12 protein-coding genes are annotated in these 13,684 nt (G+C 62.9%); 2 read left to right on the top strand and 10 right to left on the bottom strand.

What is annotated here, in order from left to right:
- Positions 1-134 precede the first annotated feature (134 nt).
- The 8 genes from SPMU_RS00545 to SPMU_RS17505 form a co-directional block, all read right to left on the bottom strand.
- Positions 135-656 (bottom strand): hypothetical protein, encoded by a 522-nt coding sequence (locus tag SPMU_RS00545; RefSeq protein ID WP_088330912.1) that lies wholly within the window; start codon positions 654-656, stop codon positions 135-137.
- Positions 657-717: 61 nt separating this feature from the next.
- Positions 718-1,983 carry a hypothetical protein gene (locus SPMU_RS16585; protein ID WP_140418364.1) on the bottom strand — a complete coding sequence of 422 codons (1,266 nt, stop codon included), beginning with the start codon at positions 1,981-1,983 and terminating at the stop codon, positions 718-720.
- An 893-nt stretch (positions 1,984-2,876) separates the two neighbouring features.
- A complete protein-coding gene (locus SPMU_RS00535) occupies positions 2,877-3,605 on the bottom strand; it encodes a hypothetical protein (RefSeq protein WP_088330907.1) in 729 nt (242 codons plus the stop codon).
- Positions 3,605-4,543: a hypothetical protein gene (locus tag SPMU_RS00530; protein ID WP_088330905.1), complete on the bottom strand. Its 939-nt coding sequence runs from the start codon at positions 4,541-4,543 to the stop codon at positions 3,605-3,607. Before SPMU_RS00530 ends, SPMU_RS00535 begins: the two co-directional genes overlap by 1 nt.
- Positions 4,543-5,541: a hypothetical protein gene (locus tag SPMU_RS00525; protein WP_088330903.1), complete on the bottom strand. Its 999-nt coding sequence runs from the start codon at positions 5,539-5,541 to the stop codon at positions 4,543-4,545. Before SPMU_RS00525 ends, SPMU_RS00530 begins: the two co-directional genes overlap by 1 nt.
- Before the next feature lie 186 nt (positions 5,542-5,727).
- Entirely contained in the window at positions 5,728-6,315 is a 588-nt protein-coding gene (locus tag SPMU_RS00520) for a BRO-N domain-containing protein (protein ID WP_088330892.1), read from the bottom strand.
- Positions 6,312-6,653 (bottom strand): hypothetical protein, encoded by a 342-nt coding sequence (locus tag SPMU_RS00515; protein WP_140418363.1) that lies wholly within the window; start codon positions 6,651-6,653, stop codon positions 6,312-6,314. Before SPMU_RS00515 ends, SPMU_RS00520 begins: the two co-directional genes overlap by 4 nt.
- A gap of 809 nt (positions 6,654-7,462) precedes the next feature.
- Positions 7,463-7,660, bottom strand: coding sequence for a ribosome modulation factor (locus SPMU_RS17505; protein WP_425442121.1), 198 nt, complete (start codon positions 7,658-7,660; stop codon positions 7,463-7,465).
- Positions 7,661-7,958: 298 nt separating this feature from the next.
- On the opposite strand from SPMU_RS17505, the gene SPMU_RS00510 reads away from it, so the two are divergent.
- On the top strand, positions 7,959-8,534 hold the full coding sequence (locus tag SPMU_RS00510; RefSeq protein WP_088330888.1) for a recombinase family protein: 576 nt from the start codon (positions 7,959-7,961) through the stop codon (positions 8,532-8,534).
- Between the two features lie 327 nt (positions 8,535-8,861).
- Positions 8,862-10,343, top strand: a complete 1,482-nt coding sequence (locus tag SPMU_RS00505; protein ID WP_169715595.1) for a hypothetical protein — start codon at positions 8,862-8,864, stop codon at positions 10,341-10,343.
- A 244-nt stretch (positions 10,344-10,587) separates the two neighbouring features.
- Here SPMU_RS00505 and SPMU_RS00500 read toward each other — a convergent pair whose 3' ends face one another.
- Positions 10,588-11,874, bottom strand: coding sequence for a PAS domain-containing sensor histidine kinase (locus SPMU_RS00500; protein ID WP_140418362.1), 1,287 nt, complete (start codon positions 11,872-11,874; stop codon positions 10,588-10,590).
- 163 nt (positions 11,875-12,037) lie between these two features.
- Positions 12,038-12,868, bottom strand: a complete 831-nt coding sequence (locus SPMU_RS00495) for an alpha/beta fold hydrolase (RefSeq protein ID WP_088330882.1) — start codon at positions 12,866-12,868, stop codon at positions 12,038-12,040.
- Positions 12,869-13,684 lie beyond the last annotated feature (816 nt).

Genomic DNA, 13,684 nt, shown 5'->3' with positions numbered 1-13,684 from the left:
AGGAGCCCCTGGAGGGGAGCTGGGGGACACGATGGTCGGCGCCATGATGCTCTCGACCACGAAGGCTTCGAGCGTCGGAACGTTCTTGGAGCCCTTAGGACGGCCACGGGGCCGCCCGGTAGGCTTCGAGGGCATCAGACGAAGCGGATGGCCGGGTCGCCGCCGTAGGTTGGCGCCAGGTCAAACCGTTCGGCAAGGCCGCTGTTGAACAGGGCAGGCAGAAGCACCGTGTCCACATGTTCGTTGAGGTGCCGAATGGCCGGATGGTCGCCCAGTTCGCGGAGGAGGCGGAAGAACCCAGGGGTATAGAAGGGCTCGTCTTCAGCTTCGGGCGATCCGGCCAGCAAGTCGTCCTGCCAAGCGTCAACGAAGTCGTCGAGGCTGGTTTCAGCGTCACCCTCCGAATGCCGGAGCGGGCTATCATCTTGGGCGATGGCGGTCAGCATCATCCCAGCCTCAGACGGGATCGGCATCCGGTCCATGTCGGACACCAAGGCCGTCGCGGCACAATCAGGGTTGAGGATGTAGCCTCCGGTGGCGAAGATGGCCGGCAGGACGCGACAGTTCACCCATGTCCGGAAGGCTTCGACCTCTTCTCCGGTCACAGTGGTGGAGCCAAGGCCCTCGAAGAGCTTGGCAGCGTCGGAAATATACATTGTGGTTCTCGTATGGTCGGCGGCAGGCGACTTCAGTTGTCGCGCCGGAATGTGGGTGGGGTCAAAAGCCGGGATCGAAGACGAAGTCGTCCGCCTCGTTGTCGTCGTATCTCGGATCGTACTGGGCTTGGTCGGAGTAGATGCTGGGATAGGCAGGCAGGATGTTGGCACCGTAGGACTTGGTCCCGAGTAGTCCGGAGCGGTGAAGGGCGGCGGCGGCCTCACGGTCCCGCCCGGACTTGGCGGCAATCTCGGCCATAAAGCCTCTCAGGGCCTCAGGGTTCGGCTCAGTGGTGAACTCTGCAACCCGCTCCTTCACATCACGGCGTGTCTGCTCTCCGACACCAGCGCCGATGTCGTTGATGGCGTTCGAAAGCATACCGCGCCACGATAGAGCGCCCTTGGGCGCTCCAGCGGCGGCGTTGAAGCTGTCTTCGGACGCTTGGCGCATGGCGGTCTTCGAGTTGCCCTCTACGTCCGCCCAGAGCATGTGCGCCTGGTGCTCGGCTTCGAGGCGGTCCTGGAGTGCCGGGAGTGACGCTTGGTCCCCCATCACGCCGCTAAGGGCATCTTGCTTCGTGCGGTCGCCGAGGACCTTGCGGAGTGCAGCGGCGCCGTTTGCAGTGGGCGTAGTAGCCTCAACGCGGCTTGCTTCGTCCGCAAGGAAGTCCCTGGCGCCGGTGGCGTAGGAAGGATGCGCCGAAGCTGGGTTCTGTCGAGCCCAGGCGTTCACCTCGTGACCCGTGCGGGTTCCGATCTTCATGCCCGCCTCCAGCGCATCTCTCTGCGATAGCTCGTCGGCATAGACCCCGATTGCATCGCGATACGCGCCGTTCTGCGCCGCGAGCTGGTCCCGTAGGTCGCCTGCCCGTGCGTTGATGTGGACTGAGTTGGTGTTGTTTATGACCTGTCCAGTGACAGGGTTTACCTCTGCCGCCCTCCGGCCTTGGTCGCGCATAGCCCGAATGACCTGATCGAACCCTTCGGTCGAAAGCGACTGGTACATGTCAGGGAGCACCTGTCCGTCGTTGCCGATCGCGAAGCCGAGAGCGTCCGGGTCCCGCTGCGCGTTGCGGATGTTGCGAACCGCGTGGGGCACCGCGTCCTGGAAGGCCGGGGTCTGCATGATGCTGGCGATTTCTGGCGTCAGGAGCATCGGCTGGGCGTAGGCCTCAGCGTACATCGGACCGGCCTCGCGTCGTGCCCGTTCGGTGTGGGCCTCCATCTGGCGATACGGATCACCCACGGGACCTAAGGTTTCCACGACGTGTTGACGGATACGGCTCGCCTCATCGCCCTTGCGGGCCTTCAGGCGCTCCCGCACCATGAGTTGGCCTGGTCCCTCTCCGCGAGAGGCCCATGCAGTCAGCCCGCGAAGCTGTGGTGTGACGTCGCCGGCAATAGCGGGGACGCTTCCTGCTTGGCGCCGTTCGACCTCCCCAGCGATTGCGGCAGGGGAAGCAGCCGGACCGTTGCGACCGAAACCCGCCGAGACGTGCCCCTGACCGAGCGCGTCCTGAAGCATGGTGTCCGCACGGTCCCGCGCCTCATCACGAGCTGTGCGCAGCGGCCGCCGCATGACGGACCTCGGAACATTGAGGACCGCTCGGGAAGCCTGCGAGGCCCCAGGGACCGTGCGCCTCACGAACCTTCCAGCTCGCGCCGCACCCGCAAGGACTGGAGTTGCCCCCGCGCCGAAAGCGCCGCCGATCACCGCCGAGGTAGCGGCGTTGCCTGCTCGATCGGAGAGGCTGTCGCCCTCGCCAGCACCGGACAATGCACCGTAGCCAGCTCCTACCGCTGCGCCGTGCAGCATCTTCGCGCCCATCCCGGCGGTGGAGGCGACCCGGCCGGCAGGCATGGCTAGTGATGCCCCAAGCCCAGTCAGCGTGCTCGCCCAGGCAAGGTTCGGGTGGTCCTTGTCGTATCGGGCTTGGTTGTCGCGGAACTCGCGGCGCCCTCGGTCGAAGGCCTGCCGGACCGGCTGTCCAGTGACGGCCGCCTTCGCCGCATCGGGGATTGCCGCGATTTCGTCCCCGAAGTTCGGTAGGACATTGTCGATCGTGTCGCCCAGGAAGTCCCCGGCGGTCTGAAGGATCGAGCGCGGCTTGCGGGCCTGTTGGCGTTGCTGCCAATGTTGTCGTGCGGCGGCAGCGGCCTTCTTCGGGTCGTCGGTTGGCACTGAGACGCGGCTACCGTCTGGCAACCTGACGTAGGTGCTCATCGTACTGGATTTCCGTTCAAATCGATTTCGATTGGCGCCTTTGCACCGCGCATGGCGGATCGGGGCGGGGTGCGGAGCTGGCGACGAGACTGACCGTAGGCCTGACTGAAACGACGCTCGGCATCCGCCAGTGCAGCCTCATAGGGGACCCCGTTAGGGCCTGTGCGTGCCATGCCGCCGAACTTGCTGATCCACGCCGACTTAAACTGTGCACGTGCTTGTGCCAGTTCGCTTTCGCGTCGTGCCTCCTCAATGATGCGGAGGTTTTCGGCTACGGGCTTGTTGGCGTTGACCGTTGCGGTGCGGGCGAGCGCTGTGTCCATGTTTGAGGCGGTGCCGCGCAGCTTGTTTGCGCCGGTCATGGTTGACCTTGCGCTGTTCGTTGCCAGCGCGGCGCGAGCCGTCATCCACTTCTCTGGGACCAGTGCACGGATGGGCGTGCCTAAGAAGCCGCCTATGGTGTCCGCCCAGCCCCCGTCACCATCAGGCGTGATCGCGTCGAGCATCCGCGCCTTCCAAGGGCCGGTGTCCATGTCGAGAACGGCGCGGCGGGTGGCCGCATAAGTCTGCCGAGCGTCTCGCTCCGCTTCGGCCTTTGCCGATGCTTGGCGCAGCTCCTTCAGGTCCTCTGAAGAGGCGCCGTCGGCTGAAGATCGTGAGCCGGTCCCGTTGCCTGACGTGACCTTCACCGTAGACCAGTCGAGGTCCCACGGGTTCTGTGGCATTATTGCTTCTTCCAATTGTTGCGGTTGGCCGGATCGCCACCTTGGTAGACGTACCCGGACATAGCGGTGCCGATGGACAGGGTGCCCGAGCGAGGCTTTCGGGTGCTTGGAGGAGCTGCTCGGAGCTTCGCGGCGCTTTGCGCTACGCGGGCCGCGCCCTGTAGTACCTTGGCGTTGCCCTGCTGGACCCGCTGGTTGCCCTGGGCTTCCACGACCCTACGATGCCGAATGTCGTCTTCGAGCTTCGCGTCGTCACGCTTTTGGCTCAGGCCCTCATTCACCGAGAGCCCCATGGTGCCTGCGACGGTGCCGTATCGATCATCCCACTCCCGAGGCATCCCGGAGGGATCGACACCATAGAAGCCTGGATTGTTGATAAGGTCGCGGTACGCTTCCGCTCGTTGTTCGGGCGGGACCTGAGTAGCGATAGCGAAGAGGGCTCGGGATCGCATGTCCGTCTGGGTCTTGAAGTCCGGCCGGTTCTTTGCGGCCCTCTCGCGCTCAACGGCGGCTGCGAACTCAGGGACCTGACGGACCGTCTTGGCTCCCGTCCGACGATCAGTCGTAATCTCGAATTGGTCGCCAGGGCCGCCGTAGGTGATGTCCGGGCGCTCTTCTTCTCGGAGCTGGCGGGTCCGGCCTGCAATCGTCTGGGCCGCTGCACCCAGGCCGTCCCCGAAGTTCTGACCGGCGAAGAAGCCCGCACCGACACCGGCCAGGGTCTCCGAGATGTGCTCCTTGTCCCAGATGGTCGCCTTTTTGGTCGGTGGGGGCTTCGGGAGGCTGCGAGCGGCTGTCGCTGCAAGGTCCATGTAATCGGGCCTTACGTCAGCGAAGGGGGACGCCTTCGGCTGTATCGGAACACCCCTGACAATATCCATGTCGGGGAACTGGGCGGGGGAGAGTGGCGAGCCGGTGGGGGATGTGCGATCAAACATCAGCCCGCTCCTCCCTTCGTCGGGCCCAATCCGGTATAAATACTGGCGGCCAAATTGGCTGCTCCCACGAGCTGACCGAGAATGGACCCGGACTGCTTCGCCTTAGTCGTGCCTGAGCTGGTTCCGGACTGGCCCCACTGGTTCCCTGCAACGACGCTCGCGTAACGGCCTAGTAGGTCCATCGCGCGGGTGTCCTCGCCCTGCCACTTCGTGAAGTCGGCGGTGAGCTTGCCCTGGCGGTCGCCCTGTTCGGCAGCGTCGGCGCCCTGAATGGCCCCATAGGCCCCATAAGCGGCGTCCGTGGACCGGCCGAGCGCATCGACGCCAAAGGACGCAAGGTTCCCGTAGGAGCTTGCAGCCTGCCCGAGGGCGGACAGGTTCGTCGCACGGTCGCCCTGAGCGAGCGAAAGGCCCCGATCGTACGCATTGCCCCGAAGGGTTGCCGAGATGTCGGCAATTCGGTCCGCTGCGCCGCGCTGAGCAATGCCGGACGCTACACCCGCTCGCGAGGAGTTGATGTTGCCGGTTGCCGACGCGGCCCGATCGATGCCTGGGAGGATGTCCTCGGAGAGGTTCCGGGTGACGTCGCGGGCGTTCGCGTCAATCATGCCCTGAAGGGCCGGATTGTTCGCATAGGCCGTTGCAGCCGTGATGTTCGCCTGGGTCGGGTCCTGCCCTGCCATCTTGGCGAACTGGTCGAGCGTAGAGCCCGCCTTGGCGCCGTAGGCGGACATCTGGGACCCAAGGTTCCCGAGGGCCGCTGCGGTGTCGAGGCCCTGGCCGGAGGCGTAGGCCTTCAGCTTATCCAGAGCTGCCTTGGCGGCCGGCGACATCCCAGCGTACGTCTCGCCCTGATAGTACGGCGAGGACTTTGAGCTGTTGTAGATGTCCTTGGCGGACGTGAAGGCCTCGGAGAGGTAGGGAGCCTGGAAGGAGCTGGGCCCCGTGTCGAACTTTTCGTTCGTTTTGGTCGTTGTGGAGCCTGAGAAAAGGCCCATTGTTGTTCCTGCGATCTAGAAGGAGGGGGTAGGTGGAAGACGTGTGGCGAGCGCCTGGACGGGCGCGACAAGGTCGGTGATGACAAAAGAGAGCCGCCGTAGCTCGCTATCCAAGTAGGACGGGAGGCCCTGAGGGGAGCGCCGGCCGCAAGCCGCGCCGGTAAGGCTCCAGATTGGAAGAGGCGCTCAGCGCTTCTTTTTTCGAGGCCTCGCCTTGTGGCGCGGCATTTCTACAATCTCGTATTCTGCGTCCAACATCGCTTGCCGATCGGCCGCAACGCGCTCTGCACTCGGTTTGAATGGAACCGGAGTGTCGTCGTCGTCCAACTCATTGATGTTTTGGACGGGCGAATTGCGCCGAGCGTGCGGGTTGGCGGCGGCGAGCGCTTCCCAGTCTTCAAACGCGAGCCATGTGGTCTTAGGACGAGCGGGTAGAGCGCCGTCGGCGCCGAGAGTGAAGGGCGGGCGATCAAGGCCAAGCGCAGCGACCTGCTTTCGGACCCAAGCGTCCATGATCCGGCCATCGGGCTCTGGTAGGCCGCTCGCGATCGTCAGGGCGCCAAGCGTCGAGACGAGCGTCAGCTTGCGCGGCCCCGCATCGGACTGGAAGGTGTGAAGGCGAAGATGGCTGCGATCGAAGCAGGCTAGGTGCTGCTTGTTGGTGCGCCTGTTCTTGGTCTCGTAAAGATCGGCTGCGGTAAACCACAGAGCACCGTCGATGGTGACGATGCGAACGGGCTGTTTACCGAAGTGGAGGGTCTGCTCGTCCGTCATGCTACCGCCGCTTCGAGGAGGGCCGATGAGTGCGTCAGGAACGCTCGGACCTGTCGATCAAGAACGCGCTTGCGCTGCCGGGTGAGGTCGATTGCCGCCGCCAACGTGATGACGATGGACCTTTGCGGCCCCTGCGCGGACGTAACGGTGCGGAAGCCTCGCTCGGTCTCTGGCGTCTTCGTCAACCACCTCCCTGGGTTTCTGGAGATGTCGAGGCCGAGCACATTCAGAACATCACGGGCGACCAGCCACATGATACCGGCGTCGACGAAGTAGCGGACGCTGTAGCTGCCGAACGGCAAAAGGCCGCTGCAAGGCGGCGCGGGCGGATGGGTCATTGAGGTCTCTTTATAGGCCTAAGAGGCGTTGTGGTCGGGACGACGTCATCGCTGCTGCGAGAGCTATGCCGGGAGAGGTTGTGCATGGACGAGCGCCGTTGGCTCTAGATCACACGAGCGGGCGCTTAGCGGGATGTCTATAGGGTGGCACTAATCGGACGGGGTAGTGCGTACCTTGGCGCTAATTGGCGACCTTCCCCGATCGTCGAAGATGTCTATAACCTAGCACTAATGCCAAGCCGTTGATTTTAAACAAAACCTTCGAGTGCTATTTTGCCCCTGTTTTGGGGCCTACGTCGTATGCTCAACCGACGAGTAGGACGGCCCTACCTCCTGCTCGAAGGTCTCCCGGTCCCATCGGGACTCCCCGCGACAAATTGCACCCACCGCCCTTCTCGCGGCCGAGCTGAAGGGGTGAGATGGAACCTGGCGGAGCGGGATGGGACCCGGTATTATTTACCGGGAGCTTGTGGGCGCACAGCCGGCCCCTGGCGACACAGAGGTCCGAGCGGCAATAGCGGCGGCGCAGCGAACCCGTCGATTGCGAATTGGCTACTGGCGGACGGCGCTGGGACCACCTGAGGGGCCGGAGGGGACCCGTGGAGATTGGCATTCATTATTGCATGTCAGGGGCTTGGCATACCCTGGTAGTCAGCCGGGCGTTTCGCCTGACGGGATCAGTGATCGCTTGATGAAGCCTCCTGCGCTGCGTTGGCAGACATTGGCCGGTGAGGCATCTTCTCCTCGCCTTGGCGCGACATTTAGGCCTTTCGAGCGTCGCCGCGCGGTTCCTATCTACAAACCAATCCTCAATGCAGGCCGGACGAGAGTATCTGTTTTAACCTGTACCCTCGATGCCAAGCGCCGTGCTCGTCGGTGCCGGCCGAGTAAGGGCAAGCAGACATCGGCTTATTGCAAGCACTAGCTTCACGACCGGCCACAAAGGCCTCCGCGACCCGCTCCGGTGCTTGGGCGTACGGCGACTGAACGGCCTGATCGCACTGCATGGCGTACCTCCGTCTTCTGTGCAGACTGCATAGGCTGAGCACCCAACCAAGACATACTACACTCGATACTGAGTCGCAACGAACCGAGATGGTTCAGTAGGGCAACTGGCGCGTTCTCGTCCTCTGTCAGCCCTTCTTCAATCCCGGCACTTAGGGATCGGTCCCGCACGGTCCCAGAAGTTGTAGGTTTCGAGTCATCCTCGATCGTTACCCCCTACAAGTCGCAAAAGGTACTTGACGGCATAAAGAGGCAGTCTCATAAGTACGGCATACCTTACGAGCCGTCCGGAGCTGTGACATGAGCCGCATCGCCTACTATCGCGTTTCCACCGGGGACCAGTCGGTCGAGGCCCAGCGGCAGGCACTTGGCGGCGGGTTCGATCGGGAGTTTGAGGACGTAGGCGTAAGCGGTGCCATAATGGCAGCGGAACGCCCTGGCTTCGCTAAGCTCCTGAGCTTCGTCCGTGAGGGGGACACTCTCTACCTCTACGCCATCGACCGCCTGGGCCGCGATGCTCTCGACGTTCAGGCCATGGTTCGCCGTCTGTTGGAGATGGGCGTCACGCTGGACGTGCGGGGCCTGGGCGTGATCGGACGGGGCGTCGGGGAGCTTATCGTCGCCGTCCTGGCCCAGATAGCCGACATGGAGCGGCAGCGGATCAAGGAGCGCTGCGAGAGCGGCCGGGAGGCGGCCCGTGCGGCCTTGGCGGCGACTGGGCGGACCCACAAGGGCAAGGAGAGCCTCGGGCGCCCGAAGGCCGCGAACGCCGCTGAGGTAGCTGCATGGCGCCGGGAGAATGGCGCTTCGATTAAACAGACCATGGAGCGCTTCAAGATCAGCAAGGCTACCGTCGCGCGGTACTGCTGCGCTTGATACTCCCGAGAGCGGGGTCTAGCGGCCAGCGTCATCGCCCAGCGGCTCGGGGTCGCCCCAGTGAGCGTCTGCCGGGCTCAGGAAGCCCCAGCCGAGCCGCAGAAATAATCGGCCGGTTTGGGACGCAAGAACGTCAGCATATCTGGCATTTGTGCGCCCGAAACGGCCCTAAGGAGCGCGATGCGATACGCGATTGCGGGTGGTGACAGGACGGGCACAGCGAAGACAGCGGGGGACTTGAAGTAAATTCCTCGGACCCCCGCTGTCACCAAACACAAGAGCATTGATGGTCTTGTCCATCGACATGTCGCCGCTCATTGAGGCTTCGTGTCGCCACTCGCTTGCCTTTCCGGTCCACAAGAACCCGTCGACTACAACGCGGCGGTGGCTGATGGGATCAGTGCGGAGGATAGCGAGCAGGCAGTCTTCATATCATTGCGACGACAGCCTTGCTCTCCTGACGCCCAGACGTGGATTGCTGAACTCTTGGACTCAACCGTCCTCCCGGCCGGAAAGATACCCAAGCGCCCTTCTAGTCACCTAAAGGCCGGCAAAGCCCTCGGCGCCCTCATGGCGGACCTCCTCGACCTTCAAGGCGGCCGAAAGGAAGGCGGACTGCCACTGTGCGGCTCCCACGGCATGTCGCCTCGGGACTTCCCGTCCCAGGCGCTGGGCTTTGGCTACGACATCTTCTGCCCGGTCGTTGAGGCCCTCTCGGCCGCAGGGTTCCTTACTATGGCGCAGGGCAAGCCTCGTTGGTCAACCTGGACTGGCCAGGGTGGCGCGGACGTTATTTCAACGAGAGGCCGCGTCACGCGCTTCCGGCTGACGTGTAGGGCTCTGGAGAGCGCCGAGGCCCACGGCATCGCTGTTGCGGACTGGCAGCGGCACTGGGGCCGCACAGAGCCTTCGGTGCCCCTTGTGCCGGCGAAGGCACCTCGGATCGTGCTTCACGGTAAACGAGTGCGTCAGGGGGCGAAAAAGCCTCCGGCTCCAAACCTGCCGGTCGACATGGCCCACCCCGCCGTCAGGCGCTTCTCAGAGGACCTTGAGGCGCTCAATGACTACCTGACTCGGCAGTCCATCTCCGGGTTCGCCTTCGCGGGCCTGAGGCGCATTTGGAACAACGGGGACCAGCCGGGCTTTGCGTGGCAATGGGGCGGACGGTACGCTTCGCTGCCGGGCGGTGACGCCTACGAGAACATGAGCGCTGAAAGGCGCCTGGAGCGCATCAGGATCAACGGAAGCGCTGTTGCGGAGGTGGACATCCGCGCTTGTCACCTGACGTTGCTGTACGGCCTTCTGAGCGAACCGCTGGACGCGGAGAGGGACCCCTACGAGGTCGAGGGTTTGCCGCGCGTCGTCGTTAAGGCCTGGGTGGGCCAGGCTCTTGGCGCTAGTAAGGTGGACTTTATCCGTTGGTCCAAAGAGGCGAAGGACAAGTACAGCGCAGCCTTCCCCGCACGGCACCTCAGCAGCGACTTCAAAGCGCGGGACTTTGGCCGTTTAGTCCTGAAGGTCCATCCGGTCCTTGAACGCCTTGACGAGGGCGAACTCGACAGCGTCAGCCTCATGTTCCACGAAGCGGAGGTTCTCTCATCCGCTATGCTCCAGCTCCGGCTCGGGGACGTTGCGGCCCTTCCGATCCATGACGGGCTGATAGTCGGCCTTGAGCACGCTCGGGCAGCGAGGACCGCGATGGCCGTTGCGTTTGCCGAAAGGCTCAGGACGTTGACTGATAGCGAGCCTACCGCCCTCCCGGCCTTCAAGGTCGATACGGCTGTAGCCATGCATAAGAATGATGATTGATGATCGGCTAAGGCCACTGTCGGTAGCGGGCCGGGGCCCGGGGTATACTGGTATGAAAAGTCTGTGGGTGGCCCGGCTCCTCACGGGGCACTCCCAAGTCTCCCCCAGACGACCAACCATTCCCGGCTATTTCAGGTTGCCCCGATCACGAAGGAGTATTCACTAACGCTGGGGAATGCTGACGGCTCAAACTTCGGAAGACCGGGCGAAGTGGGTGCGCGGCATCTAGCAGATCAGCGCCGACTCAGCGCCGGAGCGGCAACTCGACGTGAAACGTCGCTCCGATGTTGACGCTGCGGTCGAGGTATATCCGACCACCATGTGCATCGACGATGCCCTTTGTTATCGCCAGACCTAATCCGGTGCCGGATTGCTCAGAAACGGTATGCTGGCGGTCTTGTGAGAACCGCGTGAACAGCCGGTCCTTAAACTCCTCCGACAGGCCCCGGCCTTGATCAATCACGCTTATTCTTGCGAAATCGGCGCGGGCCTCAAGTCGAACGATCACTTCCGATCCAGCTGGCGAGAATTTGGCAGAGTTCGACAGTAAGTTCGCCATGGTCTGAAAGATTCGACCTTCGTCAACGGAGGCCAAGACGGGAGCCTCGGGAATTTCTACCCGTATGCGGACGTCAAACTTCTCTGCGTAAGCCTCGTTCTGTTCTGCTGCCAGCGCGACGATCCTGGCCAAATCAGAATTTTCGAAATTGAAGTCGAGCTTGCCCGCTGTGAGCTTGTCAATGTCCAGCAGGTCATTGATGATCTGGATGAGCCTTTCGCTGTTTCTCCGCGCCACTCCGACCAGCCTCTCCGCTTTTGCCGGAAGCTGGCCAGTGGCACCGGATTGCATGAGGCCGAGCGCGCCTACGATGGAAGTCAGAGGGGTCCGCAACTCGTGGCTGACAGTGGAGACCAGCTCGTTCTTCATGCGTGCGGCGTGGTGCTCGTCCGTCACATCCCGAAACAGCCAAAGCCTGCCCGTGAGGTGAGGTTCACTGACCCAGTGGCTCTCGACACAATACCGCCGGCCATTGCTGTCGAGTTCAAAAACTACGGCCGCGCCGGCCTGTGTGTTCAGCTGCGAATTCCGGACTTCCGGACTGGTTTCCGCCATGAGCTTCGCTAGCCCTTTCGCGACCTCTTTTTCTTCTGGGGCGCTCGCGGGGATATCAAGTAGAAGAGAGGCAGGCTCGTTGACGAATACTTCCGTGCTCGACGCGTCTACGAAGATGATTGGGAAGGGAAGGCTGTCGATCAGCGTACGCAGGCGCGCCGACGAATTCCGGCCTGCCTGCGCCGCTTCGCCCCCGCCGATTAGCTTTTCTAGCGCGCTTGTGGCGTAGGACAGGAATTCGAGGTTTGGTTGCCCGTTTGCCGTGGCCCAAACCAGGTGAAGGTCGTCTACGACGTGCGAGGTGGCGAAATATGTCGGGCGCGTCCCGCAGGCCAGCGTCCAGGCGACCGATACGCGCAACTCCGCGGTACTCACGGCAGTCTGCGGCTCAGCGGCGACCGCCTCGGGCAGCGTCATCGATCTGCCCACCAGGGTGCGGTCAGGCGCGCTATCTTCTACAATCAGCTGCCCTGTCGCACCCAGCCGCCCGAGGGCCGCCACCTCATGAGTGCCGCTACCAATCAAGAGTCGGAGTATCGCGCCAGTCCGCGAAAGCTCCAACTCGTGCGGCAGCCCGCCTTTAGCCAACGTGCGCTCGCAAGATCGCCTTCACCTGGTCGGGCGCAGAAAGATGGGGCAGGTGGCCCGGCGCATCAATCCAAACCAGAGTGCTGGAGCTCATGTGGGCGTGTAGGTAGTGCGCCACCGCTTCCGGCACAGCAATGTCGTTTCGCGAATGTATCAGGAGCGTTGGGACCTGGAGCAAAGGCAGCAGGGATCGCACATCCGATTGAAATATCATTCTGGCGATCCGGGCGGTGACATCCGGGCGCATCGCTAGAAGTCCGGAGGAAAATTGGCTAACGGCCGCAGGGACGTTGTCGCCGATCGCATGCGGAGCGAAGCCCGCAACCCACGCCTGATAGTTGCTGGTCATGGCTTCAAATAGGGTATCGAGATCCTCCTGCCGGAAGCCTCCTACATATCCTTCCTCATCGAGGTATCTTGGTGAGGCCGCCAGGAGAACCAATTGGTCGAACTTCGAAGGCGCTTCGATCGCGGCCAACACGCCGATCATACCAGAGACCGAGTGGCCTAAATAGCAGCACCGCTCAATGCCGAGTTCGTCAAGTAGGCTGAGCATGTCGTCGGCAAACGCGGAGATTTCGGTGTAGTTCGACGGGTGGAAATCCTCCGGCAACAGCGGACCAGCACCGGGCAGATCGTAAAGAACTACCGTGAACCGGTCGGTCAGAGCCGGGACAATCTCACGCCATGCACCCTGATCGGTTCCGAGACCGTGGGAGAGGACGATGACCTCGTCTCCAGACCCCACGACGTTGACGCGGTGTTTGCGAGCCAACGGTCCGTCAGTACGTATCCCACCCCTCAAGTAAGTCGGATCGGACACTTACCTCACTCCCATCCGCCGTTGTTGCCAAAGCACATGCGAGGCATGCCAGCGCGCGCTCAGGTGCCAGAAAAACCTTACCGAACCCTTTCGGTAGCCGCCGCCCCTTTTTCGTTGCTCCCCCCTAGAACGCCCGCTTGCAGGACGTCTCGGCGAGGTCCATTCTGCGGCCCTTACGGAAGCGCTAAGGCGCCACTTCCCCCGGAAGCTCGACCTTACAGCCGTCCGGACCGTCCGCTCCTTCGGCGCAATGTTGCTCGATGACGCGCTGGAGCTGTTTGAGAGCTTTGGGCGCCCGAGGGACCTTGCGCGAGTCCGATTGCTCCTGGCGGGGCTTCGAGGCGCTCTGAGGACATGCCGCCCTGGGCGGTGACCTTGCTAGTCATGTTGACCTATGCGGTTCTGCGGTCAGGCGGTCAGGCGGTCTTGAAGGCCGATTAGCCGATGGTGCCAGCGTGGCGCCGATGAAACGTCTGGCGCGTTGAGGTTCATGAAGGGAGCCTTCATGGCCGATAGTTCAGCAGAATGCCGGCAACGCGCGGCCGCCTTGAGGCTGGCTTATAGCGATAGCCCGCTCGTCAATGTCCGTGACCGGTACGAACAGGCGGCGGCGAAATGGGACGTGATGGCGGTACAAGCTGAGCGAATGGAGAACGGCCGCGCTGCACGGCTGGAGAGAACGCCCAGAGTTCAGGCTACAGACTAGTTGCGGTTCGTGGGCTCAAGACAGCCAGCGCGTTTCGCTAAGACGGGGTGTGTGGTAGCATCGCACTATGGCGGAGCACTTCTCTAATGCGAACCACCCAGAGGGGGAGA

The sequence above is a fragment of the Sphingomonas mucosissima genome (genome assembly GCF_002197665.1).
GTDB lineage: Bacteria > Pseudomonadota > Alphaproteobacteria > Sphingomonadales > Sphingomonadaceae > Sphingomonas > Sphingomonas mucosissima.
The sequence above is the reverse complement of the archived record's forward strand: the minus strand, read 5'-3'. Positions and strand labels throughout refer to the sequence as shown.

Coding starts and splice junctions, on each gene's coding strand:
- SPMU_RS00530 (WP_088330905.1), bottom strand. CDS start 4,543: ATGTTTGATCGCACATCCCCCACCGGCTCGCCACTCTCCCCCGCCCAG.
- SPMU_RS00545 (WP_088330912.1), bottom strand. CDS start 656: ATGTATATTTCCGACGCTGCCAAGCTCTTCGAGGGCCTTGGCTCCACC.
- SPMU_RS17505 (WP_425442121.1), bottom strand. CDS start 7,660: ATGCAGTGCGATCAGGCCGTTCAGTCGCCGTACGCCCAAGCACCGGAG.
- SPMU_RS16585 (WP_140418364.1), bottom strand. CDS start 1,983: ATGGTGCGGGAGCGCCTGAAGGCCCGCAAGGGCGATGAGGCGAGCCGT.
- SPMU_RS00520 (WP_088330892.1), bottom strand. CDS start 6,315: ATGACGGACGAGCAGACCCTCCACTTCGGTAAACAGCCCGTTCGCATC.
- SPMU_RS00525 (WP_088330903.1), bottom strand. CDS start 5,541: ATGGGCCTTTTCTCAGGCTCCACAACGACCAAAACGAACGAAAAGTTC.
- SPMU_RS00515 (WP_140418363.1), bottom strand. CDS start 6,653: ATGACCCATCCGCCCGCGCCGCCTTGCAGCGGCCTTTTGCCGTTCGGC.
- SPMU_RS00500 (WP_140418362.1), bottom strand. CDS start 11,874: ATGACGCTGCCCGAGGCGGTCGCCGCTGAGCCGCAGACTGCCGTGAGT.
- SPMU_RS00535 (WP_088330907.1), bottom strand. CDS start 3,605: ATGCCACAGAACCCGTGGGACCTCGACTGGTCTACGGTGAAGGTCACG.
- SPMU_RS00510 (WP_088330888.1), top strand. CDS start 7,959: ATGAGCCGCATCGCCTACTATCGCGTTTCCACCGGGGACCAGTCGGTC.